The sequence below is a fragment of the Robertmurraya sp. GLU-23 genome, from assembly GCF_052983275.1.
This window is the reverse complement of sequence record NZ_JBRKCV010000001.1, coordinates 736,574-759,329: the sequence shown is the minus strand read 5'-3', so window position 1 is coordinate 759,329 and position 22,756 is coordinate 736,574. Positions and strand designations below refer to the sequence as shown.

Genomic DNA, 22,756 nt, shown 5'->3' with positions numbered 1-22,756 from the left:
AGAAGGAGATGAAACAATTGAAGTTGAAAATGCTATTTCTATCCCTTGTAACAGCCGTACCATTATTATTTTTGAGCGGTTGTGAAATGGTTGTATTTCAGCCTCAAGGGCCAGTAGCTAGAAGTATCATGGAGCTAATTAATTGGTCTTTAATGTGGATGCTTTTAGTGGTAGTTGTTGTATTTGGCTTATTTGGCTATATTGTTTGGAAATATAGAGAAAAGCCAGAAAACATGGGTTATGAGCCTCCAGAAGAACACGGTAGTACCGTATTAGAAATCGTCTGGACAGCAATTCCTATTTTGATCGTTATCGCTTTAACGATTCCTACAGTTACAACATTGTATGACTTAGAAGATGTTCCTGCAGGGTACGAGGAGAAAGAACCAATCGTTATTCACGTCACGTCTGCAGACTGGAAATGGATATTCTCTTATCCAGAAGAAGGAATTGAAACAATTAACTACGTGAACATTCCAGAAGATACTCCTGTATTGTTTAAATTAACATCGGCAGGAACGATGCAATCTTTCTGGGTCCCAGCTTTAGGTGGACAAAAATACTCAATGAATAAAATGGAAACAGAACTTTATTTAGTTGCTGACAATCCTGGTTCATATATGGGTAGAAACACAAACTTCAACGGACGTGGATACGCTCAAATGGAATTTGAAGTACTCTCTCAAACCGTTGATGAGTATGATGCATGGGTAAAAGAAGTAAAAGAAACAGCTCCTGAGCTTACAGAAGAAAAGTACATGGAACTGCTGAAACCAACACATCTTGGTCGTTTAACTTATTCCAACACCCACTTAGCTTGGATCAACCATGCGGAACACGATTCTGAACTTGTGACAGATCCTGAAGACTATCGTTACCATGGGTACCAAGGAAAGATTTTTGACCAGGAAGAAGAAAAAGATACTACTGATGTAGAAAATAACGAAGAAGACCATGGAGGTGACCATAGTGGGCATTAAGTGGGATGAAATTCTGATTACGGGAGATCCAATTATCCTAGGTTCACAGATTGCTATTTTATTAACTTCTCTAGGAATTATTGGTGGTATTACGTATCTTAAAAAATGGAACTGGCTATGGCGTGAATGGATCACTACCGTAGACCATAAACGTATTGGAATCATGTATATCGTTGCTGCTGTACTTATGTTCTTCCGTGGCGGTATGGATGGACTAATGATGAAAGCTCAGACATCTCGTCCAGAAATGGGCTTTCTAGACGCACAGCATTATAATGAAGTATTTACAGCTCATGGTGTTATCATGATTTTATTTATGGCTATGCCATTCTTAATCGGTTTAATGAACGTTGTTATTCCGCTTCAAATAGGAGCGAGAGACGTCGCGTTCCCTCAGCTGAATGCATTAAGTTTCTGGTTATTTTTCAGCGGTGCGATGCTGTTTAATATCGCATTCGTTGTGGGTGGTGCTCCAGATGCAGGATGGACATCTTACTTCCCTCTTGCAGGTAAAGAATTCAGCCCAGGAATCGGGAATAACTACTATGCTATTTCATTGCAAATTGCTGGTCTAGGAACTTTGATGACTGGTATTAACTTTATCGTAACGATTTTAAAAATGCGTACAAAAGGCATGACATTAATGAGAATGCCTATGTTCACATGGACAACGCTTATCACTTCGGTTATTATCGTAGCCGCATTCCCGATTTTTACGGTTGCACTTGCGTTAATGACATTTGACCGCTTGTACGGTACACATTTCTTTACAGTAGCTGCTGGTGGATCTGACATGCTTTGGGCTAACTTGTTCTGGTTATGGGGACACCCTGAAGTATATATCGTTATCCTCCCTGCTTTCGGGATGTTTTCTGAAATTATTTCGACATTCTCTCGCAAACAGCTATACGGTTATAAATCGATGGTCGTTTCAATCGTTGCCATTGCAGTACTAAGTATGCTTGTATGGGTTCACCATTTCTACACAATGGGATCTGGCGCTTTAGTCAACTCATTCTTCTCTATCACAACAATGATGATTGCCGTTCCGACGGGTGTAAAAATGTTTAACTGGTTGTTTACGATGCGTAAAGGTCGAATTAAAATGACTACGGCTATGCTTTGGTCTTTAGCATTTGTTCCTAATTTTGTTATTGGTGGAGTAACAGGTGTAATGCTTGCGATGGGTGCTGCTGATTATCAGTACCATAATACTTTATTCTTGGTTGCTCACTTCCACTATGTATTAATTCCAGGTGTGGTATTTGCAGTATTCGCTGGACTTTACTACTGGTGGCCAAAAATGTTTGGTTTTATGTTAAATGAAAAATTAGGAAAATGGCATTTCTGGTTGTTTGTAATCGGATTTAATGTAACCTTTATGCCAATGTTCTTCCTAGGTCTAAATGGAGCTGTTAGACGTGCTTATACCTTCTCTGCTGAGTCAGGATTTGCTCCTCTATTCTTACTGTCTGCAATCGGATCAGTTATCCTAGCAGCTGGTTTTGCAATGTTCTGCTACAATATTTATTGGAGCATTCGTTATGCAGACCGCAACATTTCAAGTGACCCATGGGATGCTAGAACACTTGAGTGGGCAACAGCTTCACCTGTTCAACATTATAACTTTGCTAAACTACCAGAAGTGAAATCTTTAGATGTATTCTGGTATATGAAAAAGAATAATGAAGGTCTTACATTAAAAGACGAAGAAATAGAAGAAATTCATATGCCAAGCAACTCTGGTTTACCTTTCTTAATGTGCGTCGCTTTTGGAATTGTTGGGTTCTTCCTTATATTCGAATGGCATTTATTAGCTGCAATTTCTGCTGTACTAATTATTGCAGGATTGATTTATCGTTCATTTGATTACAATGATGGTTACCACATTCATAAAGACGAAATTAAAAAGACAGAAAATGCTTGGAGAAAAATGGAAGGCAAGGTGAATAATCATGTCAGCTAATGTGAACACTTCCCTCCCATTAGAATATCAAACAGAACAAAGTCGTATGAATATTTTAGGGTTCTGGATATTCCTCGGGGCCGAAATTGTATTATTTGCTACGCTATTTAGTGTTTATGGAGTACTCTATAAAAATTATGCAGGTGGCCCAACTCATCAAGATATTTTTATGATTAAAGAAGTAATGATTCAAACGGTCCTACTCTTAACAAGTAGTTTTACGATGGGTGTTGCCATTTGGGAAATGCGTCGAAACAATAAGAAGGGCTTAATTGGTTGGTTTATTTTAACCCTTCTATTAGGTGCAGGATTCCTATTCATGGAGATTAATGAGTTTATTCACTATGTTCATGAAGGTGCAACTATGCAAACAAGTGCCTTTCTTTCTAGCTTGTTTGTCCTTTTAGGAACACACGGTGCTCACGTTACCTTCGGGATTTTCTGGGCAGCGATGGTTATCATTCAAATTGCCAAGCGTGGATTAACACCTGTTACTGCTAGAAAGACTTTTATCATTGGTCTTTACTGGCACTTCCTTGATGTTGTTTGGATCTTTATCTTCACGTTTGTTTATTTAAAAGGGATGGTGTTATAGATGGAAAAAAGTACAGAACGTTTTCCGCTAGCTCACGTCTTTGGATTCGTATTGTCACTAGTTCTGACATTCGTTGCTGCATGGGTAGCACTTGAGATGAACTTGTCCTTTACAATTGTCATGTGGATTATTGGATCACTAGCAATTATTCAAGCTGGTCTTCAATTGTTTATGTTTATGCATATGACAGAAGGAGAAGACGGCAAAGTAAATATCATAAATATCGCGTTTATGGTATTCTGTGCAGTTGTTATCGTTGTTGGTTCTATCTGGGTATTAACATCAGGACATGCTGCTCATTAATGAAAATAAAAAATCCGGCTAATTAAGCCGGATTTTTTTATTTGCGTACTTCCCCCATCAAGGAAATAAATAAGCCAAAACCGAACACCAACATGGATGAAGCCATAATACTAATGCTAATAGATAGTGTATAACTCATTGTGATACCGCTTTCAAAAAAGCTGTATAAAAACAATAATGCCCCCATTACTAAACCAAATTTAGCAATTGTACTAATTGGACCTAACGCTCTACGTTGCATCTCATTCATATTATTTCATCCCCTTTATTTATATTTTAATAAAGTTCACAAATTTGTCAAATATTTTTTGAAAATTAGACACATTTTAGGCTTGTCTTATTTAAAATTACATTCTTATGAATGATTTTACCCTCCACTCGCATAAGATGTACAAGTTATCCCCTTTGGACAATCCTAGTGAGTGGAGTGATCTTGTGATTTATCTAAGTTATATCGTTCTTGGCTTAACATTGGCTGCCCCCATTGGGCCTGTAAATGCAGCAAGATTAGATAAAGGTTTAAAAAATGGATTTTGGCATTCATGGGCTGTTGGAGCTGGTTCGATGATTGCAGATGGAATATTTATGTTAACCGTGTATATGGGGATTGTACATTTTCTTGACAATCCATTAATCCAGGTTTTTTTATGGCTTTTTGGAGGATTTATTCTTATTTACAGCGGGATTGAAAGTATTGTGACTGCTAACAAGTTCACCTTTGACTATCAGCGCAAGAATGAATCCATTTTTCGTTGCTTTTTGATAGGGTTTATCATGTCTATATCTAGCCCTCTCTCCATTCTGTTTTGGCTTGGTATTTATGGATCGGTCCTGGCAAAAACAGCATCAAGCTTCGGGACAACAGATTTACTTCTGTATAGTTCCATGATATTTCTCGGACTTGCTCTATGGGATGTATTTGTTGCAGGTCTTACTAGCCTTTTTCGGAAGTGGCTTAGTTTGAAGTACATCATTCTTACCTCTATCCTCTCAGGCGTATCATTATTAGGGTTCGGTCTTTATTTTGCGTTCCAAGGGATAAAGGTATTATTTTTTCAGTAGTAACTACATATGATTTCAAAATGAGGAAGCAATGGAAAATATCCAGAAGAAATGGTGGTGAATCATTTGAATTTTCCTCCTATTTTATCCGGTCCCATTTTGAGAAGAGTGGATGAACTTCAAATTACCGTATGGGTAGCAACTTCTAAGAACTATGACATTACGGCAGACCTTTATATCACCGATCAAAATCATAAAATGCTTCCTATTTCAGTAAAGAACCATAAACTACCCTTAGGAAAACAACTTTATATACACTTAATAACCATCAATCCATTAAAGAAGCTCTTCCCCACCGATCAATTATTAAGCTATAATTTATTTTTTTCAAAGGGAAATCATACATTTGACTTACAACAGCTAGGATATATTGACCATAATAGTATTTCTAGAATTGTTAATTCGACCTTAAAATACCCTTCCTTTTATATATCAAGTACGCAATCGTCCTCGTTCTTGTATGGCTCTTGCAGAAAAATACATGGCAAGGGTGATGACTGCCTTCATTTGGGAGATCAACTACTGGAAAAACACCCGTTAGATCATACAAAACGACCCTCCGCACTATTTTTATTGGGGGACCAAATTTATGCAGATGATGTTTCAGAACTCATCTTGCCTTTTATCCGCAAAATAGCAGAGGCACTGTTGGGATATGAGGAAGACTTATCTTCTATTGATGAGCGAATAACAAACTACACTGATAGAAAACAGATTGCTAAATATTTATGTAAATTCACGTCAAGAAAATCTAGTAATCACTTATTTACTTTCAGAGAATATGCAACCATGTATTTGTTAAGCTTCGGGCCGGCACTATGGAAGCACATTTTGCCTCAATTAAGTAACAACTCCGATCATACAGACATTATAAATTTCGCAAACTCTACATTCTCTACTCAAAGACTGCTAGCAAATATACCAACGTATATGATATTTGATGACCACGATATTACCGATGATTGGAATATAACAAAAAAATGGAAAGAAAATGTGGAGAACACTCCACTCGGAAAACATGTGGTTGCTAATGCCTTAACAGCCTACTTTGCCTTCCAAGGCTGGGGAAATGACCCATCACGTTTTTCAAGTGAATTCCTCTGTGCTTTAACAGAATATATAAATACTTCCCCCACAAACATACACACTTATAAAAGTTGGATCACCTCAATAATTGGTTTTGGACCATGGACATACATAGCACCTACTAAACCAAAAGTGTTATGTCTAGACACGCGCACAAGCCGAGAATGGAGTTATAGTAAGAATCATTCAATCAGGTGGATACCTCCTTCTACATCAGGACCTGAACTAGTCAGTGAGAAAGGTTGGACTTTTGCTACAAACAAGTTATTGGAAAGTGGTTGGCGGAAGAACGATCCATTAGTCATCGTTTCGCCTGCTCCTCTTTATGGGATAGAGGTAATCGAATCTTTCCTTGAAAAGTTTATTTCTCCGTTAAGAAATAGAGGGATACCTGTGACTACTTCCTTTGATTTAGAGGCATGGAGAATGAATGGGAAAGGCGTGTATCATTTTTATGAAGTACTTATGAAATTAGATCCCTGTGAAATAACTATTCTATCAGGAGATGCACATATGGCATCTGCGATAGAAGTATGGACACAATTCGGTAAAAAAGAGAAAATCAAACTACTCCAACTTACAAGTAGCCCATTAAAAAATGAAACCTTTAGAGGCGTTTCTGGATTATCACTAAAAGCTGCCATTGTTCTTTATACCATTTTTCAAACAGAAGACAGGATTATCCGTGTTTGTGATGAGAAGCAAAATTTCCATTACAATTCAATTGCAAAAACCCATGCAGTGACGTTAGCTGAAAGTATCCATTACCAATATGTAAATAAAAAGAGTATTACAGAGTTATCCAATAATCTAGGTTTAGTATCTTTTTCAACAGGGCAAACATATCACCAACTTTTAACCAAAAAGGATGAAGCATAAAGCTTCATCCTTTTTTGACTATAGGGGAAGTAACTCAATCGTTTCTCTATTCTTCAGATCTTCTACCATTTGGACCCACTGAACAGGCTTATTTGATAACACACTGTAATAAGTAGTAATGAAATCAACGACTAAATCTGAAGAAATCTCTTCAAGCAGGTCATCTAACGGCATAAAGCATAAATCAAGACCAGCTACCGCTTCTCCATCATTTTTCCAAGAGGGGTGTACATAAGTAAAGTTTAACTTTTTGTATCCTAGATGGGAAAGTACTTCCCTTCTTACAAACGGATCCATTGCTTTTACTCCACCAAATTCGAAATCCCCGCGTTGATAAGGATCATAGATCTCCGCAAACATTCCGAACAGTTCTTTCCCATTTTCTTTCGCTAATGCAGATAAGTCCTTTAAACGGTTTTGAGCAAGAAAGCGACCTAAGCTAAGACCTTGGCGACCAATAATTGTAAAGTCTGTCATAGCAATGTTCCAGTTCGGATAGTAACGATATTCTGTGGAACCAACCACATCATCGTTATGTACTGCAACAAACACACGAATACTCGGATCTTCTAATGGCTCCTTCCATAATTCAAACTCTAAAACCTCTTCAGGTGGGAAAACTTCCTTCATTAACTCATGCATTTTAACAAACAAAGGATCCTCAATGTTCGTAATACGAATGTACTCCATTCCTTTCACTCCTTTTTAAAAATTTATTTCCAGTCAGTATAAAGATCTATTCTACGATCACGCCATGTCGTCACCGAACCCTTTTCCCTCACTTCATATAGAAGGTCTAAGTCAAGGTCCGCAGTAACGATCATGTCATCATTAATTTCTCCCTGCACCATTATGCCTTGTGGTGGAAAAGGAACATCATTCGGTGTGATAACAACCGCTTGACCAAAATTGCCACGCATAAAGTCAACTGTTGGCAAGGATCCAACTGTTCCAGTTAGGACGACATAGATTTGATTTTCAATAGCTCTTGCATGGCTCGTATAGCGTACACGATGAAAACCGTGACGATCGTCTGTACATGATGGACAGAAAATTACATCCGCCCCTTTTGCTTTTGCCATTCGAACGATCTCAGGAAACTCAATGTCATAGCAGGTAAGCATCGCAATTCTACCTTTGTCTGTATCAAACACTCGCAGTCCATCCCCAGGAGACATATTCCATTCTTCCACTTCAGTAGGAGTAATATGAAGCTTCGCTTGTTCTTCTACACGGCCATCTGGGTAAAACAGGTGAGCAACATTAAGGAGCTTACCCTGTCTTTCTAATACATGAGTTCCCCCAATGATATGCATACCTGTCTCTGAGGCGAATTTTTTGAACAATTCTACATATTTTTCTGTAAACTTTGGTAGATCATTTATGGATAAAGGTTTCCCATTTTTATCACCAATGGATAAAAGTTGGGTTGTAAAAAATTCCGGAAAGAGTATAAAATCCGAACCAAATTCCTGTGCTGTTTTTATGTAGTGCTCACACTGAGCAGCAAAATCTTCAAATGATGAAATCGTATGTAAGTGATATTGAACAGCAGATACTCTATATTTCAAAAAGCAGCAGCTCCTTTACTGTTAACATATTCAATAGTATGGATGAAATTTAGTAAATCTACAACTTTCTTGCTCTATTTATTGGTTATTATTTATAAATTGTCAAAAGCATCTTTACATACTTTCATGAAAGTGCTAATTTATTAATAGTTTTATAAAGACAGTGTATACAAGAAAAACATAGGTGATTAGGAGTTTCGTAAAGAAGAAGAGGTGAATCTATGGACAGCCAAATCATTCGTTTTATTAGGGAAAGCTACAGCATGACCCAACGAGACTTTGCAAAACTTGTTAACTGTAGCTACTCACTTATCGCCTTAGTTGAACTAGGAAAACGAAATGTTACAAAAAATCTCGAAAAAAAGATTGCAGAGGCACTTGATCTCGATCAAAAACAAATTGAATCCATATCAATAATTGTAAAAGAAATGGGTAACGGTCTTCCTCCATTTATGTAATACACAAAATAAACAGTGGCTTCTACCAAGAAGCCACTGTTTTTATTGTTGTTGATATTGTACTTGATGGAGGTTAGCAAAAATCCCACCTTTTTTAATTAATTCATCGTGAGTGCCTTGCTCAGCAATTCCGTCCTCAGTAACCACAACTATTCGATTAGCATTTCTGATCGTTGCTAATCGGTGGGCAATGATCAATGTCGTTCGATTTTTAGCCAGCTCAGATAGGGCTGTTTGAATAATCATTTCCGTTTCAGTATCTAGTGCTGATGTAGCTTCATCTAAAATTAAGATAGGTGGGTTCTTTAAAAACATTCTAGCAATCGCCAGTCTCTGCTTTTGACCACCTGAAAGCTTTAAGCCCCTTTCCCCTATTTGTGTCTCGTATCCATTTGGCAAAGAAGCAATAAATTCTTGAAGATGCGCCTTTCTCGCAGCATCCTCAATTTCTTCCTGACTAGCATGTAAATTTCCATAAGCGATATTTTCTCGTATCGTTCCTGTAAATAGAAACACATCTTGTTGAACAATACCGATATTAGATCGAAGAGACTTTTTCGTCATGGAGCGAATATCAATGCCATCTATGGAGATAGCCCCGCTCGTTACATCATAAAAACGAGGAATAAGTGAGCAAATCGTTGTTTTCCCTGCTCCTGAAGGACCCACAAATGCAATCGTTTCTCCTTCATTTATTTCTAAATTGATGCCTTGTAAAATAGATTTTGAACTGTCGTAATGGAAATTCACATGAATGAAGCGAATATTTCCGTTTAAAGTATCCATCTCAATAGCATCATCTTGATCCAAAACATCTGGTGTCGTATCGATCAGTTCCAAAAAGCGCTTGAACCCTGCCATCCCCTTTGGGTAAAGCTCCATAATTGCACTGATTTTATCAATTGGCTTAAAAAGAACATTCACGTATAAAATAAAACCTACAAGTTCACCATACGTCAGTTCACCTGAAAAACTAAGCCAAGCTCCATAAACTAACACAATAAGAACAAAGAAACGAGTCATCATATAAATGCCCGATAAACTAAAAGACATCACTTTATAGGCAGACAGTTTTGATAAACGAAAGCGTTCATTATTTGATTTAAATCGCTTTATTTCAAAAGCTTCATTGGTAAATGATTGTACAACCCTCGCTCCTGACACACTATCCTCTACCCTTGAGTTTACGTCAGCGATATCATTATACATATTACTCCACGCTTTATTCATGCGAAGATTACAAAATGTAATTAACCAGATTAATAGAGGCACCATAAACACAGCTATCAGCGCGAGTTTGACATTAATAGTTAGCATAATCCAAAACGCACCAATAAATGTCATACACGCAATAAAGATATCCTCTGGTCCATGATGAGCTAACTCCCCAAGGTCAAATAAATCGTTAGTTATTCTACTCATGATATGACCCGTCTTTGTGTTATCAAAGAATCGGAACGACTGTCTCTGAACATGGGTAAACAGTTGCTGTCTCATATCTGTCTCAATATTAATTCCTAGCATATGACCTAAATAGTTGACGATATACTGTAAAAAAGTTGAGATAATATAAAACGCTAACAATCCTAGACTGACAGAAACAATCATCGACCAGTTTCCACTAGGCAAAAGAGAATCAATAAACCATTGAACGGCGAGCGGAAAAGCTAGCTCTAATAATGCAACAACTACAGCCGCAGTAAAGTCAATCGTAAACAACTTTTTATGTGGCCCATAATAAGAAAAAAATCGGCGAATCATAGTTAGTCTCCTTATACAAAAGCTATTGGATATTATTTCTAGATACGAATTATTATAGAGTAAGACTATTTACATAGCAACGAAAAAAGAGAGCATTATAGCTCCCTTCACCTTTACTTTAATTTTAATTCTGAAATGAATTGATAGTTTTCTAAACTGTATGAACTTATTTTCGAATGAGATATGGCATAAAGTTGTGCATCTATATATACCAAGCGTTGAATTTCATTATCCCATTCTTCATACAGTTCTTTCCCCTTCATATGAGTGATCTTTGACTTCAAGGAAAAACCTTTATCGAGGCTTATATTATATACATAAGCACCTTGAAAAATAAACTTTTGCTCGTATTCATTTCCTTTCACACTCTCATACACATTGATTGGAAAAGCAAAGAGGCCATTCTCCCTATTATACAGTAATGCTTTATGATCGTAGTTTAAAGGTGAATACGTTCCTCTTCCTCCGATAATCTCTGTAAACTTTTCTTTTGGGTTATTAACATCGGTTATATCAAATATAGAGAGTTTTACACCCTCAGTTATAACTCTTGGCTCCTTATCTCCCTCCATAGTAACAAGCTTCGTATCGTACCCAAAACCTATAATATGATTCTCATCGTAAGGATGGAGATAATTACTGAATCCAGGGATTTTCAGCTCCCCAAGAATCGTTGGTTTACTTGGCTCTGATGCATCAATGACAAATAAAGGATCTGTCTCTTTAAAAGTTACAATATATATGCGATCCCCCAAAAATCTTGCTGAGTAGATTCTTTCTCCTTTTGCAAGATCAGACAGTGTACCGACCTGTTTTAAATTTTTATCAAATACGATCAAGTGATTTTTGGAAGGCTTGCTTTCATCCCAACTATCTCCTTCGGTTGTTGCTACTCGGAAATAACCATTATGTTCATCCATGGAGAATTGATTTAGAATTGTACCAACCACCTCTGTACTGCCTTGAAAAGTAACATCTAACTGATTAACCCCAAATTTATATATCATTGTCTTTGGTGTGAACGCTTCCTCTCGTTCATCTGCAGATCTCCAGTTCGTAAGGGCTAAGTAGAGGTTTTCTTTCGACATATACAGCTGACCTCCACTCCCTAAATAAGTTGTTATTTTCGCTTCCTGGGTAGGTTCAGCAAGGTCGAAAGCAGCAATAGTGGTATAATTTGCTTCCTTTGATCCAGGAATGTATTGTATTTCATCATATGATACAGAGGTTTCTTCCTCTTTATTTACAGAATCTGAGTATCTTGGACGTAGATCAACTCCATCATCATCTTCCAATAACCAATATTGTGGAAAATGATTTGCGATTAAATAAACCTTACTTCCTATCTTTCTAGCACTTGAAAGGTATCCTTCTAGCGATATTTCTCTTTCTAAAGTTGGCTTTGTTGGATCCTTTACATCATAAACAAGAGCCATTGTCATTTCATTCATAGGTGCATACAAACTATCTGTCGCTATTTTCTTTTCGGCTGTTTCAGTTTCATAACTATAGCTATAGCCGATTATTAATAACTTTTCTTTATCCAAGAACAATTGTGAAGGAGAAAATGTTTTTTGAAATTGGATGGACGCCACATGTTCCATTTTTCCAGCTGATTTGGCAGAAATAATATTTACCCTACCATCTACTACTTGATATATATATTCACCGTCCGTTTTAACAATATCCGCTTCATCAATCCCTTGAACTTGAACATTTGTACTTGAAACCTCTTGACCACTTGCTTTTGAACTTGTGTCAGAAGCAGAATTATCCATGGAGGACTCCTCCATAGCTTTATCTTCTTTTGTAAAAGTAAAAAACTTTTGATTTTGTTTTTCTTCTTTAATAATTTGGTAAAAATACTTGTTTAACTGCCCTTTATTTTCAATAACAGGTAGTATGCCGTTAACTAACTCACCTTCGAGTTCATTTCCTGATCCATACTTTGCTGCAAGACGTGTTTCTTTAGTGTACATAACAATCGCTACCAATAAAAACCCAAGGAGAATAGAAATTCCAATCATCCATTTTATTTTCATTGCAACCACCTTTCTGAAAAACGACTCTTTATAGGATTGGACTCTAATGATTACAAAAAGGTTACAAATTAAAAAATATGAAACAAAAAAGTGCGTTTGACCTAGGTTACTTGTCCAACCACCATGACCTTTTTTTCATAGGATAAATAGACAGTAATACAAGCTGTTCACTTTATAAGTGGAGGTGAAAAGAATGGGCGAAAGTTATAACGGAGGATTTAACAACGGATTTGCTCTACTTGTTGTATTGTTTATCCTGTTGATCATTGTCGGTGCATCTTATTTTAACTACTAAAATTAACTAAAGGATACCTTTGCTTAACAGGTTTGCTTCCAAACAAAAAGACTTGCTTCTATTTAAGAAGCAAGGTCTTTTTTATTTAAACGATAAATTTTAATTACATGTGTGACGAGTACTTTAACTATTGAATACACGGGGATAACAAAAATAATCCCTAACAATCCCATTAAATTTCCTGCAGTTAAAATTAGAACAATAATCGTTAACGGATGGATATTCAAGCTTTTCCCCATTACTTGTGGCGAGATGACATTGCCTTCTACTTGTTGAGCAATCACTGTTATGATGGCAACATAAACGAGCATGATGGGATCTTGAAATAACGCAACAAAAAGCGCAGGAATTACGGCTAAAAATGGACCTAAAAAAGGGATGACATTCATTAACATTGCAAACAGAGCTAATACTAATGAATAATCAAGATCAATAATTAAATATCCAATATATAGTAATATTCCAACACATAAGCTAACAATCAATTGTCCTTGAATATATGTAGAGATGGTTCTATCTGTTTCTTTTAAAATTTGTAATACATCTTGTTGTAAATCCTTTTTAAAGAAACTTGCCACTCTTGGTGCAAAATTGTTACTATCCTTTAACATATAAAACAGGATAAATGGAACTAACACCAAATAGAAGATCGTATTAATAAAACCACCAATAAATCCAAAGATAGAAAAAATCCCATTAGCAATATTACCGGTATTGTTCTTTATTTGTGCCTCCAGCTGATTACTTCCATCAATAATACCTTGTTGAATAAATTCGGGAAACGTATCACGATTTTCTTGAATATATTTGATTCCGTCAACAACCGTGGAAACCATGTTTGGTATATTGTTAATAAAAAGATCTAATTGATCAGATATTATTGGTCCGATTAAACGAATGAAGCCATATAGGACTAGTGTAATCGCTAAATAAGCGGAAAGAATTGCCATCCATTTAGGGACCTTTTTCTTCACTAACCATAAGATTAGAGGCCTACACAAGTAAAATAATATTCCTGCAACTACAAAAGGCAAAAATATCGTCTGCAATAATACGATGAGAGGTTGAAATAAAAAAGCATTTTCCCTAACTAATAAAGAAATAATTAATATGAAAATAATAGCGATCATCGCCTGAAACCATCTTTTATTTGTTAATGACATTTTACACTTCCCCATAATTTAGATATATATTTGATGATAGCAGGAAATGAAATAAATGCCAAACTTTTCTACTTTATGTTTTAACAACATGTAAATTCCCATTAATAGCAAATGTAATACGGCCCGTTTCCTCTGAAACTACAATCATTATTGCGTCAGTCAACTCAGATAATCCTAATGCAGCTCTATGTCTGGTACCGAGCTTTTTACTTTGAAATTCTTGACTACTTACTGGAAGAATATTTCCCGCTGAGTGAATAAAATCATTTTGTATTAAAACTGCGCCATCATGTAATGGGTTCCCAGGATAAAATATGGTTTCAAGAAGAGTTTGACTGAATTTCGCACCTATTATGACGCCGTTGTGTAGAATTTCTGTTAATGGCTGCTTTCTTTCAACAACAATTAATGCTCCGTGTCTCTTTTCTGAAAGTTTGGATGCAGCCTTTGCAATTTGGTTGTATTCTGTTGTATATGGTGATAAGTATGACTCTAGGTAATAAGAGGATGCAACATTTTGAGCGTCAGAAACCAGCTTAAGTAAAAGATCGAACTCAGAAAGAATACAACAATCTTCTTCAGAAATTGTGTCTTGAATTGAATTTGTTTTCTCCTGTATCGTTGATAACATAAGCTTTACATCCTGTTGAAATCTTTTTTGTTCATACATCTTTCCCACCTCCTACAACCTACTTATGAAACAAGAGATGCCCTAGTAATATTTACTAAGGCTACCCTTTAATGCACATATTTTTCATTCCCTAGCATTTCTCTTTCGAAACGTCGTATTAGAAGATCCAAACCTTTTTTCAGTTCCATCCCCTCCATTGGCTTTCCGTGACCAGTATAAATGAGCTCTGGATTAAGGTTTTGTATTTTCTTAATCGAATCAAAAGACTGATCCCAATCTTGAGTGAAATATGCTGGTGGAGCATGAATCTCTTTCCTTTGAGTTAAAACAGCTAAAGCCGATTCCTGCTTCACGGTAATAAGTGCGTCACCCGCGATTACGACACGGTCCTTTTCACGAAACAATGAGATATGTCCTTCTGTGTGTCCTGGTGTATGAATCCAGTTCCAACTAGGCATTTCTGGAATAGAACCATCTGTTGGAAGCAACCTTATATATGATTGAATATTTATCGCTTTTCTTGGATATAGAGGTGATAACCATGCCATAAGCCCTTTTTCAATGAACGGGTGTGGTGGAGGATAATCTTTTTTACCTGTTACATACTGTTGTTCCTGCTCATGAATATAAACAGGGACCTGCCATTCATTCAATAAATAGGAAAGAGCACCAACATGGTCAAAATGAGCATGCGTCAAGATGATAGAAATTGGTTTCTTTCCACCACCTAATACCTGTTCAATAAATTGCTTAATATAAATTCCTGAGAAAGGAACGCCCGCATCTATTAATACCCAATCGTTCCCCTCTTCTCCACATCCACCTACTAATGCAATATTTGCAATAGCTGTACGATAGCCATAAATATCTTGCGTTATCTTATTCCTTCTTGCATCCAAGTTCATTCACCTCCTATGAATAGGATGTGATAGTTTCACCCTATTCATGTTAGGAGATTGTTACAATTTTTATGATACTTCTGCAGTTTTGGATGCTTGAACTAAATGTTCAATTTCAGCTAATTTCTTTTCATGGAAGTATTGCACAATCTTACTGCCAACAACTACTCCATCGCAGTAAGAACCTAATTCTACGACCTGTTCAGGGGTGGATATCCCAAATCCAGCAAGCACTGGAATAGGACTTACGCTCTTAATATCCTTTAAATATTTTGAAACACTATCATTAAATTCTGTACGAGCACCTGTTATTCCAGTAACTGTGACAGCATATAAGAAACCTCGACCTTTCTTTGCGATTTCTTCTATTCTTTCAAGTGGACTTGTTAATGTGACAAGGCGGATCAACTCAATATTGGCATCTTGTAAGTGAGGAGCAATTAATTCTTCCTCTTCAATAGGTAAATCAGGAATAATGCAGCCGTCTATTCCAGCTTTAACCGCGTCATGAATAAATGAACCAATTCCATAAGCATAAATCGGATTCATATAAGTCATTAAAATAAGTGGGGTAGATACAATCGGACGAATCGTTTGAATCGCTAACAATACTTCCTTTAAGGTTGTACCTGATTGTAATGCCCGTATCCCTGCTTCTTGAATAGCTGGTCCATCTGCTACTGGATCTGAAAAGGGGATGCCAATTTCTATTGCCGTTGCTCCGCAATTCTCTAAAAAGATCAATTGATCCATTAACTGATCTAATCCTCCGTCCCCTGCCATCAGATACGGCACAAATGCCTTACTATTGTTCTCTTTTAGGCTATGGAACGCCTTTTCAATGCGATTCATTATTACAATGCCTCCTTCATATTTGCTTGAATAGTTTGTACATCTTTATCTCCACGACCTGAAAGACAGACGACAATTGACTCATTTTCTGTCATTGTTTGCGCATGTTTTAAGGCATATGCTACTGCATGTGCACTTTCAAGAGCAGGAATAATCCCTTCAAGCTTACACAACAATTTTAATGCTTCTAACGCTTCCTGATCTGTAATACTTTCGTACTGTACTCTCCCGATATCTTTTAAGTAACTATGTTCTGGCCCCACTCCGGGATAATCTAAACCTGCAGAAATGGAATGAGCCTCTTGGATTTGACCAGCATGATCTTGTAACAAATACATAAGAGCACCGTGTAGTACTCCTGGCTTTCCTTTTGTTAGGGAAGCTGCGTGCTGCTCCGTATCAATTCCATAACCAGCAGCTTCTACACCTATTAGTTGTACCTCACTATCCTCAATAAATGGATAAAACATCCCCATTGAGTTACTACCACCACCAATACAAGCTACAATGGCTTCTGGGTTTTTGCTGAATTTTTCATTATATTGCTGCTTCGTTTCCTTCCCGATCACACTTTGAAAATCTCTAACCATCATCGGAAACGGATGAGGTCCCATAACAGATCCTAAAATATAGTGAGTATCTGTCACATTTGAAACCCAATAACGCAATGCTTCATTACATGCATCCTTAAGCGTTCTACTTCCAGAGGTGACAGGTACTACTTTTGCACCTAGCAACTCCATTCGAAACACGTTTAGTTGCTGTCTTTTAATATCTTCCTCTCCCATAAATATAACGCATTCCAGATTTAATAGTGCACAAACCGTTGCAGTAGCTACCCCATGCTGACCTGCTCCGGTTTCAGCAACAATTTTCTTTTTTCCCATTCTTACTGCTAACAGCGCTTGACCAACCGTATTATTAATTTTATGAGCGCCTGTATGATTTAAATCCTCTCTCTTTAAATAGATTTTTGCACCGTTCGCATGCTTGGATAAATTTTCAGCAAAATATAAAGGTGTTTCTCTTCCTACATACTCTTTTAATAAGTAGGCTAGATCCTTTTGGAAGCTCTCATCATTTTTGGCTTCCTCATAAGCCTTGCCTAGCTCTAAAACTGCTTGCATTAACGTTTCTGGTACAAATCTTCCCCCGTATATACCAAAATGGCCCTTTTCATCCGGCATTACATATGTCGTCATTTACAAATCTCCCCTGTTCCCAATTTCGCTTCCTTAAGAAAATGAATCATTTTCTCATCGTCCTTTTTGCCGTTTGTCTCCACTCCACTACTAACATCAACCATATATGGCTGTAGTGCCTGAATAGCTAACGAGACATTTGTGATATTAAGCCCACCTGCTACAATAAGCTTTTTCCCTTTTATAGCCATTGAGTCCACGACCTCCCATGGAAACGTCTCCCCGTTACCACCTCGGTATTTTCCTTTAGGACTATCTAAAAGGATATATTCACATGGATATTCCTGAATTTTCTCACAATCCTTCTTTGATGATACACCTAATGCCTTGATCACTGGTACTGAAAATTTTTTACAAACATCAGGATTTTCATCTCCATGAAGCTGAACCACTGTTAATCCTGTCTTATCAACTATATCTTGGATGGTCTCTACATTCTCATTTACAAACACACCAACTTTTAATACATGAGCGGGAAGGGTGTCAATAATGGTTTTTGCTTGTTCAACTGTTACCTTCCGTTTGCTCTCTGCAAAAACAAAACCAATTGCATCTGCTCCAGCTTCCACAGCAACCTTTGCTGCATGTATGTCAGTGATTCCACATATTTTTACTTTCAATTAGAAGCCACCCTTCTTAACGGAAGCTTCATTGACCGTAATGCTTCTTCCGGCTTTTCATGCCTCATAAATGTTTCACCCACTAAAATACCTGAAGCACCAGCCGCTACCACTCTTCTTACATCTTCTGTAGTAGCAATACCACTCTCGCTTATTAAGTATCTATTGGAATCAACTATTTTAGTGGCTAATCTTTCTGTTGTTGCTAAATCGACTTCAAATGTTTTTAAGTTTCGATTGTTTACACCAATTAAAACATTATTAGTAGTTAACACTTTTTCTAATTCTGCCTCGTTGTGTACCTCCATGAGCACCTCAAGACCTTTGCTAGTAGCGTAATGATAGAGCGAATGCAAAGTATCTAAATCTAACGCAGCAGCAATTAACAAAATAAGATTAGCACCTGCATGCTTTGCGTAATCAATCTGAATAGGATCAATAATAAAATCTTTGCAAAGGATAGGTGCCGTGATCGTCTTTCTCACTTCTTCCAAGTCTCGAAAATCTCCTTTAAAGAAAGTACGGTCTGTCAAAACACTTACCGCATCCGCACCTGCTTGAACATATTGTAGGGTCTGTTCAGAAGGATCACAATCTAGATTAATTGCTCCTTTGGAGGGAGATGCTCTTTTAAACTCTGCTATAATTTTCACTTCTTCCGCTTGTTGTAACTTTTGAATAAATGACACATGCTTCCTGTCAACTTCCTTTAGCACTGGTTGTTCTTTTAAAATAAGTACTTCCTTCTGTTTCTCAGCAATAATTCTGTCGAGAATCGTCTCCATACTTACACGACTCCTTCTTTTTTGTATTTTTTCCCTTTTGCAATTAGACTTTCAAGCTTCTGTTTCGCCGAACCGCTTTCAATACTCTCTTTTGCCTTTGCGATCCCTTCTTCAATGGAATTCGCTTTTCCACTTGCATAAATCCCAATCCCTGCATTGAACAACACGGTATCGCGGCAGGCTCCTTTTTCACCATTCAGAACAGATAATAAAATTTCCCCATTTCTCATGGCATTACCACCGATAATTGCCTCGTTAGGATAAGAAGATAAACCAACCTCTTCAGGGGTAATTATCTTTTCTGAAATCGATCCATTATCAACAATGATTAAATGATTTTCCCCTTGTAACGATGCTTCATCCATAAATCCTGCACCGTTAATTACAACTGCCCTTTTTCTACCTAAGGTATGAAGAACCTCACCAAAGGTCTGAAGCAAATCTCTTCTATATATTCCTAATAATTGATAATCAAGTTCCATTGGATTTGTTAATGGTCCAATTAAGTTAAATATCGTAGGTATTTTTAACTCTCTTCTCACTTTCATAATGTTTTTTATTTTTGGATGTACATGTGGAGCAAATAAAAAGCTAATCCCAACATCTTCTAAACATTCTTCTGCTTCTTCAGGGGTTAAGGATAAATTAATCCCTAAATACTCCAAAACATCCGCACTTCCGGTTTTACTAGAGATACTTCTGTTTCCATGCTTGGCAACTGAAATACCAGCACCAGCAATAACAAATGCGGAAGTAGTGCTTACATTGAAGCTTTTCGAACCATCTCCACCTGTACCACAATTGTCCATTACATTCTCCATCTTTTTGGTAAAGGTGAGTGATTTTTCACGAACGGCCTGAACTAAACCAACAATTTCCTCCACCGTTTCTCCCTTTGTCTTCAACCCAATAAGAAATGCAGCAATTTCACTATCAGTGACTTCGTCGGAAAAAAGTTTCCTTACTGCATCTTCCATTTCTATTTGTGACAATGACTTGTTTTCAGACAGTTTTTGTAGATACTCTTTCATTTAGAAACTCCTCTCCAATTGATGTTAGGAATGCTTGAATTAGTTTTTTTCCGCTATCTGTCCCAACTGATTCGGGATGAAATTGAAAACCATATAATGGTGCCTCTTTGTGTTTAATCGCCATAATCTCGCCATCATCAATGGAAGTAGCAAGAACTTCTATCGTGCTTGGAAGTGTTCCTTTTTCAATAACAAGGGAATGGTATCTCATTACCTCCAAAGGTTCTTCAAACTCTTTAAAAAGCTCTGACTTCTCATGAGAAATCTTTGAGATTTTACCGTGCATAATTTCTTTCGCTTTTGATACCGTTGCCCCAAAGGCATGACCTATTGCCTGATGCCCTAAACATATTCCAAGGATTGGTATCTTGGTATATAACTGCTGAATCACTTCAATACAAATCCCAGCGTGTTCAGGGCGTCCTGGCCCTGGAGAAATCACAATTGCTTTGGGAGATAGCTCAATAATGTCTTTTACTGTGAGACTATCGTTTCTTTTTACAACTATTTGTTCTCCTAGTTCACCTAAATACTGATATAGATTGAAGGTAAAGGAATCATAATTATCAATTAATAAAATCATTTTTCAACCTCCAAAAAAGCTTTCATTTTGTGAATAGTTTCTTCGTATTCTTTTTCTGGAACCGAATCATACACAATTCCTGCCCCAGCTTGGATATATGCTGTAGAATCCTTAACCACCATTGTTCGTATAGCAAGAGCAAAGTCGATATTTCCATTAGCAGAGTAATAACCGACTGCTCCTGAGTAGATGCCTCTTTTGACATCTTCAAGTTCGTTTATGATTTCCATCGCCCGAATTTTTGGTGCTCCAGAAACGGTACCTGCCGGTAGGCATGCAATCAATGCATCGATTGGATGATAACTGCTCAACAACGTTCCTTTTACTTCTGACACAATATGCATCACATGCTTGTATTTCTCGATATCCATGTACTTGCTGATCTGCACACTACCAAATTCACAAACTCTACCTAAATCATTTCGACCAAGGTCAACAAGCATCCGATGCTCAGCTAATTCTTTTTCATCTTGAATTAATTCAACACTCAATTGCTCATCTTCTTCCAGCGTTTTCCCTCTAGGCCTCGTTCCTGCAATTGGATTTGTGTAGACAGTTTGCCCGACTGCCTTCATCAAACTTTCCGGTGATGCTCCTGCCACCACATAATCTTCAAAATCGAAATAATACATATACGGCGAAGGATTTTGAACTCTAAGCTTACGATAGAAAGAAAATGGATCACCCTTTATAGTTGCTTTCATCCTTTGGGAAAGAACGACTTGGAATATATCGCCTTCTACAATGTACTCCTTTGCTTTTTTCACTCTTTCAATGAACTCTTCTTTTGTGATTGACGCTTCATAGGAAGAAATGGAAACTGATGATGGTGCTTCTTCTCTTCCGTTCAAAATCTGATTTTTTGTTTCTTCGACCAAACCTTGTATATCCTCCAAAGAAGATTGATCACTGATTGGAATTCCAACAATGAACACCTTTTGAGTTAAATGGTCAAATACAACGATTGTTTCGAATAAGAGAAAATGGACTTCCGGAACGATCATTTCGTCTCTTGGTATTTCACCGATTTCCTCGTAATAACGAACGATGTCATAGCTTACAAAACCTGCAGCTCCCCCAATAAAAGGAATTTCTTTCATGAAATCATTTTCAATATTCGGTACAATCTTTTTCAGCACCTCAAGAGGGTTAGCTCGGAGGGTTTCACTGCTTTGTTTTTTAATAAGTATTGTGTTATTTCCGCTGCCCTTTAGTTCCACTGCAGGATTAGCTGCTATGAATGAATACCTCCCTGAGTGCTCGTGCTTTAACGAGCTTTCTAATAGACATTTCTTTACACCTTTAATTCGCTGAAATATAGAAATGGGTGTTAACGTATCACCAAGAATTTCTTCAATAATGATGTTTTGAACATTGGCATTCATGTTTTTTCCCTCCTTATAAATAAAAAAATCCCCTATACGCAGAAAACTACGTATAGAGGACGATGATCATCGTGGTGCCACCTCAAGTTCAGAGCATACATGCTCCCTTTAATTCCTTGTAACGGTGGAATTCCGTTGGTCCCTACTCACGTTCAAGACCACTCTCATAAGTCCATTCAGCCAAGGGTTTGATCGGTTCTCAGCAATCCCGACTCTCTGTGTCAAACAAACTCGGCTTACTACTCTTAATCAACGATTTACTTTTATGAATACAAAAAGGGCTTCTCTCCTGAAAAAGGACGAGAAACCCGTGGTGCCACCTTTATTAGCTAATTGAATTAGCTCACTTTACAGATATCTTTGCTTTCATGAAGCAACAAATATCTGTCTCTTGTAACGATGAGACTTTCGCCAAGGCCTACTACTTTATAAGGTTCGGTTTGGAGGCTCCGAAGTCCATTCCCTAATACTTCCACACTGATTTGCACCAACCATCAGCTCTCTAAAGTTTCTGTAAAAGGTACTACTCTTCATCAACACCGTAGTCTTTAATTGTTTATTATCATATAAGATTTACCTAAAAAAGTCAACGATAAAAACTGAAAAT

Annotated in this window: 23 protein-coding genes and 2 other annotated features; of the genes, 8 read left to right on the top strand and 15 right to left on the bottom strand. The window is 37.2% G+C overall.

Annotated features, from left to right (window positions below; all coding sequences use genetic code 11):
• The first annotated feature begins 8 nt into the window (after positions 1-8).
• From qoxA to qoxD, 4 genes are read left to right on the top strand one after another with little or no spacing between them, the layout of a single operon-like run.
• Entirely contained in the window at positions 9-980 is a 972-nt protein-coding gene (gene qoxA, locus ACVBAX_RS03900; RefSeq protein WP_430773310.1) for a cytochrome aa3 quinol oxidase subunit II, read from the top strand.
• Positions 970-2,946, top strand: coding sequence for a cytochrome aa3 quinol oxidase subunit I (gene qoxB, locus ACVBAX_RS03895; protein WP_430773309.1), 1,977 nt, complete (start codon positions 970-972; stop codon positions 2,944-2,946). The genes qoxA and qoxB overlap by 11 nt, the downstream gene beginning before the upstream one ends.
• On the top strand, positions 2,936-3,541 hold the full coding sequence (qoxC, locus tag ACVBAX_RS03890; RefSeq protein ID WP_430773308.1) for a cytochrome aa3 quinol oxidase subunit III: 606 nt from the start codon (positions 2,936-2,938) through the stop codon (positions 3,539-3,541). Before qoxB ends, qoxC begins: the two co-directional genes overlap by 11 nt.
• The gene (gene qoxD / locus ACVBAX_RS03885; protein ID WP_430773307.1) at positions 3,542-3,844 is read left to right on the top strand and encodes a cytochrome aa3 quinol oxidase subunit IV; all 303 of its coding nucleotides are present in this window, start codon (positions 3,542-3,544) and stop codon (positions 3,842-3,844) included.
• 37 nt (positions 3,845-3,881) lie between these two features.
• Here qoxD and ACVBAX_RS03880 read toward each other — a convergent pair whose 3' ends face one another.
• The gene (locus ACVBAX_RS03880) at positions 3,882-4,094 is read right to left on the bottom strand and encodes a hypothetical protein (RefSeq protein ID WP_340904182.1); all 213 of its coding nucleotides are present in this window, start codon (positions 4,092-4,094) and stop codon (positions 3,882-3,884) included.
• Positions 4,095-4,231: 137 nt separating this feature from the next.
• On the opposite strand from ACVBAX_RS03880, the gene ACVBAX_RS03875 reads away from it, so the two are divergent.
• Both ACVBAX_RS03875 and ACVBAX_RS03870 read left to right on the top strand, forming a co-directional pair.
• Entirely contained in the window at positions 4,232-4,906 is a 675-nt protein-coding gene (locus ACVBAX_RS03875) for a LysE family translocator (protein ID WP_430773544.1), read from the top strand.
• 66 nt (positions 4,907-4,972) lie between these two features.
• Complete coding sequence (locus tag ACVBAX_RS03870) at positions 4,973-6,871, top strand: hypothetical protein (protein ID WP_447115941.1); 1,899 nt, start codon at positions 4,973-4,975, stop codon at positions 6,869-6,871.
• Between the two features lie 18 nt (positions 6,872-6,889).
• Here ACVBAX_RS03870 and ACVBAX_RS03865 read toward each other — a convergent pair whose 3' ends face one another.
• Complete coding sequence (locus ACVBAX_RS03865) at positions 6,890-7,561, bottom strand: GNAT family N-acetyltransferase (RefSeq protein ID WP_447115940.1); 672 nt, start codon at positions 7,559-7,561, stop codon at positions 6,890-6,892.
• A 23-nt stretch (positions 7,562-7,584) separates the two neighbouring features.
• Positions 7,585-8,442 carry a carbon-nitrogen hydrolase family protein gene (locus ACVBAX_RS03860; RefSeq protein ID WP_447115939.1) on the bottom strand — a complete coding sequence of 286 codons (858 nt, stop codon included), beginning with the start codon at positions 8,440-8,442 and terminating at the stop codon, positions 7,585-7,587.
• 221 nt (positions 8,443-8,663) lie between these two features.
• Between ACVBAX_RS03860 and ACVBAX_RS03855 the strand changes: the two genes are divergently transcribed.
• On the top strand, positions 8,664-8,900 hold the full coding sequence (locus ACVBAX_RS03855) for a helix-turn-helix domain-containing protein (protein ID WP_430773303.1): 237 nt from the start codon (positions 8,664-8,666) through the stop codon (positions 8,898-8,900).
• Positions 8,901-8,942: 42 nt separating this feature from the next.
• Here ACVBAX_RS03855 and ACVBAX_RS03850 read toward each other — a convergent pair whose 3' ends face one another.
• On the bottom strand, positions 8,943-10,661 hold the full coding sequence (locus tag ACVBAX_RS03850; protein WP_447115938.1) for an ABC transporter ATP-binding protein: 1,719 nt from the start codon (positions 10,659-10,661) through the stop codon (positions 8,943-8,945).
• A 113-nt stretch (positions 10,662-10,774) separates the two neighbouring features.
• On the bottom strand, positions 10,775-12,703 hold the full coding sequence (locus ACVBAX_RS03845; RefSeq protein ID WP_447115937.1) for a beta-propeller domain-containing protein: 1,929 nt from the start codon (positions 12,701-12,703) through the stop codon (positions 10,775-10,777).
• Between the two features lie 193 nt (positions 12,704-12,896).
• Between ACVBAX_RS03845 and ACVBAX_RS03840 the strand changes: the two genes are divergently transcribed.
• Positions 12,897-12,998: a YjcZ family sporulation protein gene (locus ACVBAX_RS03840; protein ID WP_119708760.1), complete on the top strand. Its 102-nt coding sequence runs from the start codon at positions 12,897-12,899 to the stop codon at positions 12,996-12,998.
• A 62-nt stretch (positions 12,999-13,060) separates the two neighbouring features.
• Here ACVBAX_RS03840 and ACVBAX_RS03835 read toward each other — a convergent pair whose 3' ends face one another.
• The 10 genes from ACVBAX_RS03835 to trpE all read right to left on the bottom strand — a co-directional run bounded on the left by ACVBAX_RS03835 (position 13,061) and on the right by trpE (position 22,149).
• On the bottom strand, positions 13,061-14,161 hold the full coding sequence (locus tag ACVBAX_RS03835) for an AI-2E family transporter (protein WP_447115936.1): 1,101 nt from the start codon (positions 14,159-14,161) through the stop codon (positions 13,061-13,063).
• A 73-nt stretch (positions 14,162-14,234) separates the two neighbouring features.
• Positions 14,235-14,831 carry a sporulation-specific diadenylate cyclase CdaS gene (gene cdaS / locus ACVBAX_RS03830; protein WP_447115935.1) on the bottom strand — a complete coding sequence of 199 codons (597 nt, stop codon included), beginning with the start codon at positions 14,829-14,831 and terminating at the stop codon, positions 14,235-14,237.
• Positions 14,832-14,899: 68 nt separating this feature from the next.
• Positions 14,900-15,691 carry an MBL fold metallo-hydrolase gene (locus ACVBAX_RS03825; RefSeq protein WP_447115934.1) on the bottom strand — a complete coding sequence of 264 codons (792 nt, stop codon included), beginning with the start codon at positions 15,689-15,691 and terminating at the stop codon, positions 14,900-14,902.
• 69 nt (positions 15,692-15,760) lie between these two features.
• Positions 15,761-16,543 (bottom strand): tryptophan synthase subunit alpha, encoded by a 783-nt coding sequence (gene trpA, locus ACVBAX_RS03820; protein WP_430773296.1) that lies wholly within the window; start codon positions 16,541-16,543, stop codon positions 15,761-15,763.
• A gap of 2 nt (positions 16,544-16,545) precedes the next feature.
• Positions 16,546-17,745, bottom strand: coding sequence for a tryptophan synthase subunit beta (gene trpB / locus ACVBAX_RS03815; protein WP_447115933.1), 1,200 nt, complete (start codon positions 17,743-17,745; stop codon positions 16,546-16,548).
• Positions 17,742-18,365, bottom strand: coding sequence for a phosphoribosylanthranilate isomerase (locus ACVBAX_RS03810; RefSeq protein ID WP_430773294.1), 624 nt, complete (start codon positions 18,363-18,365; stop codon positions 17,742-17,744). Before ACVBAX_RS03810 ends, trpB begins: the two co-directional genes overlap by 4 nt.
• Complete coding sequence (gene trpC / locus ACVBAX_RS03805) at positions 18,362-19,150, bottom strand: indole-3-glycerol phosphate synthase TrpC (protein WP_447115932.1); 789 nt, start codon at positions 19,148-19,150, stop codon at positions 18,362-18,364. Before trpC ends, ACVBAX_RS03810 begins: the two co-directional genes overlap by 4 nt.
• A 2-nt stretch (positions 19,151-19,152) precedes the next feature.
• Positions 19,153-20,181 (bottom strand): anthranilate phosphoribosyltransferase, encoded by a 1,029-nt coding sequence (trpD, locus tag ACVBAX_RS03800; RefSeq protein ID WP_430773292.1) that lies wholly within the window; start codon positions 20,179-20,181, stop codon positions 19,153-19,155.
• Positions 20,153-20,764, bottom strand: coding sequence for an anthranilate synthase component II (locus ACVBAX_RS03795; protein ID WP_430773291.1), 612 nt, complete (start codon positions 20,762-20,764; stop codon positions 20,153-20,155). The genes trpD and ACVBAX_RS03795 overlap by 29 nt, the downstream gene beginning before the upstream one ends.
• A complete protein-coding gene (gene trpE / locus ACVBAX_RS03790; RefSeq protein ID WP_447115931.1) occupies positions 20,761-22,149 on the bottom strand; it encodes an anthranilate synthase component I in 1,389 nt (462 codons plus the stop codon). The genes ACVBAX_RS03795 and trpE overlap by 4 nt, the downstream gene beginning before the upstream one ends.
• Before the next feature lie 52 nt (positions 22,150-22,201).
• Positions 22,202-22,411: a binding site (T-box leader), on the bottom strand.
• 30 nt (positions 22,412-22,441) lie between these two features.
• Positions 22,442-22,695: a binding site (T-box leader), on the bottom strand.
• Positions 22,696-22,756 lie beyond the last annotated feature (61 nt).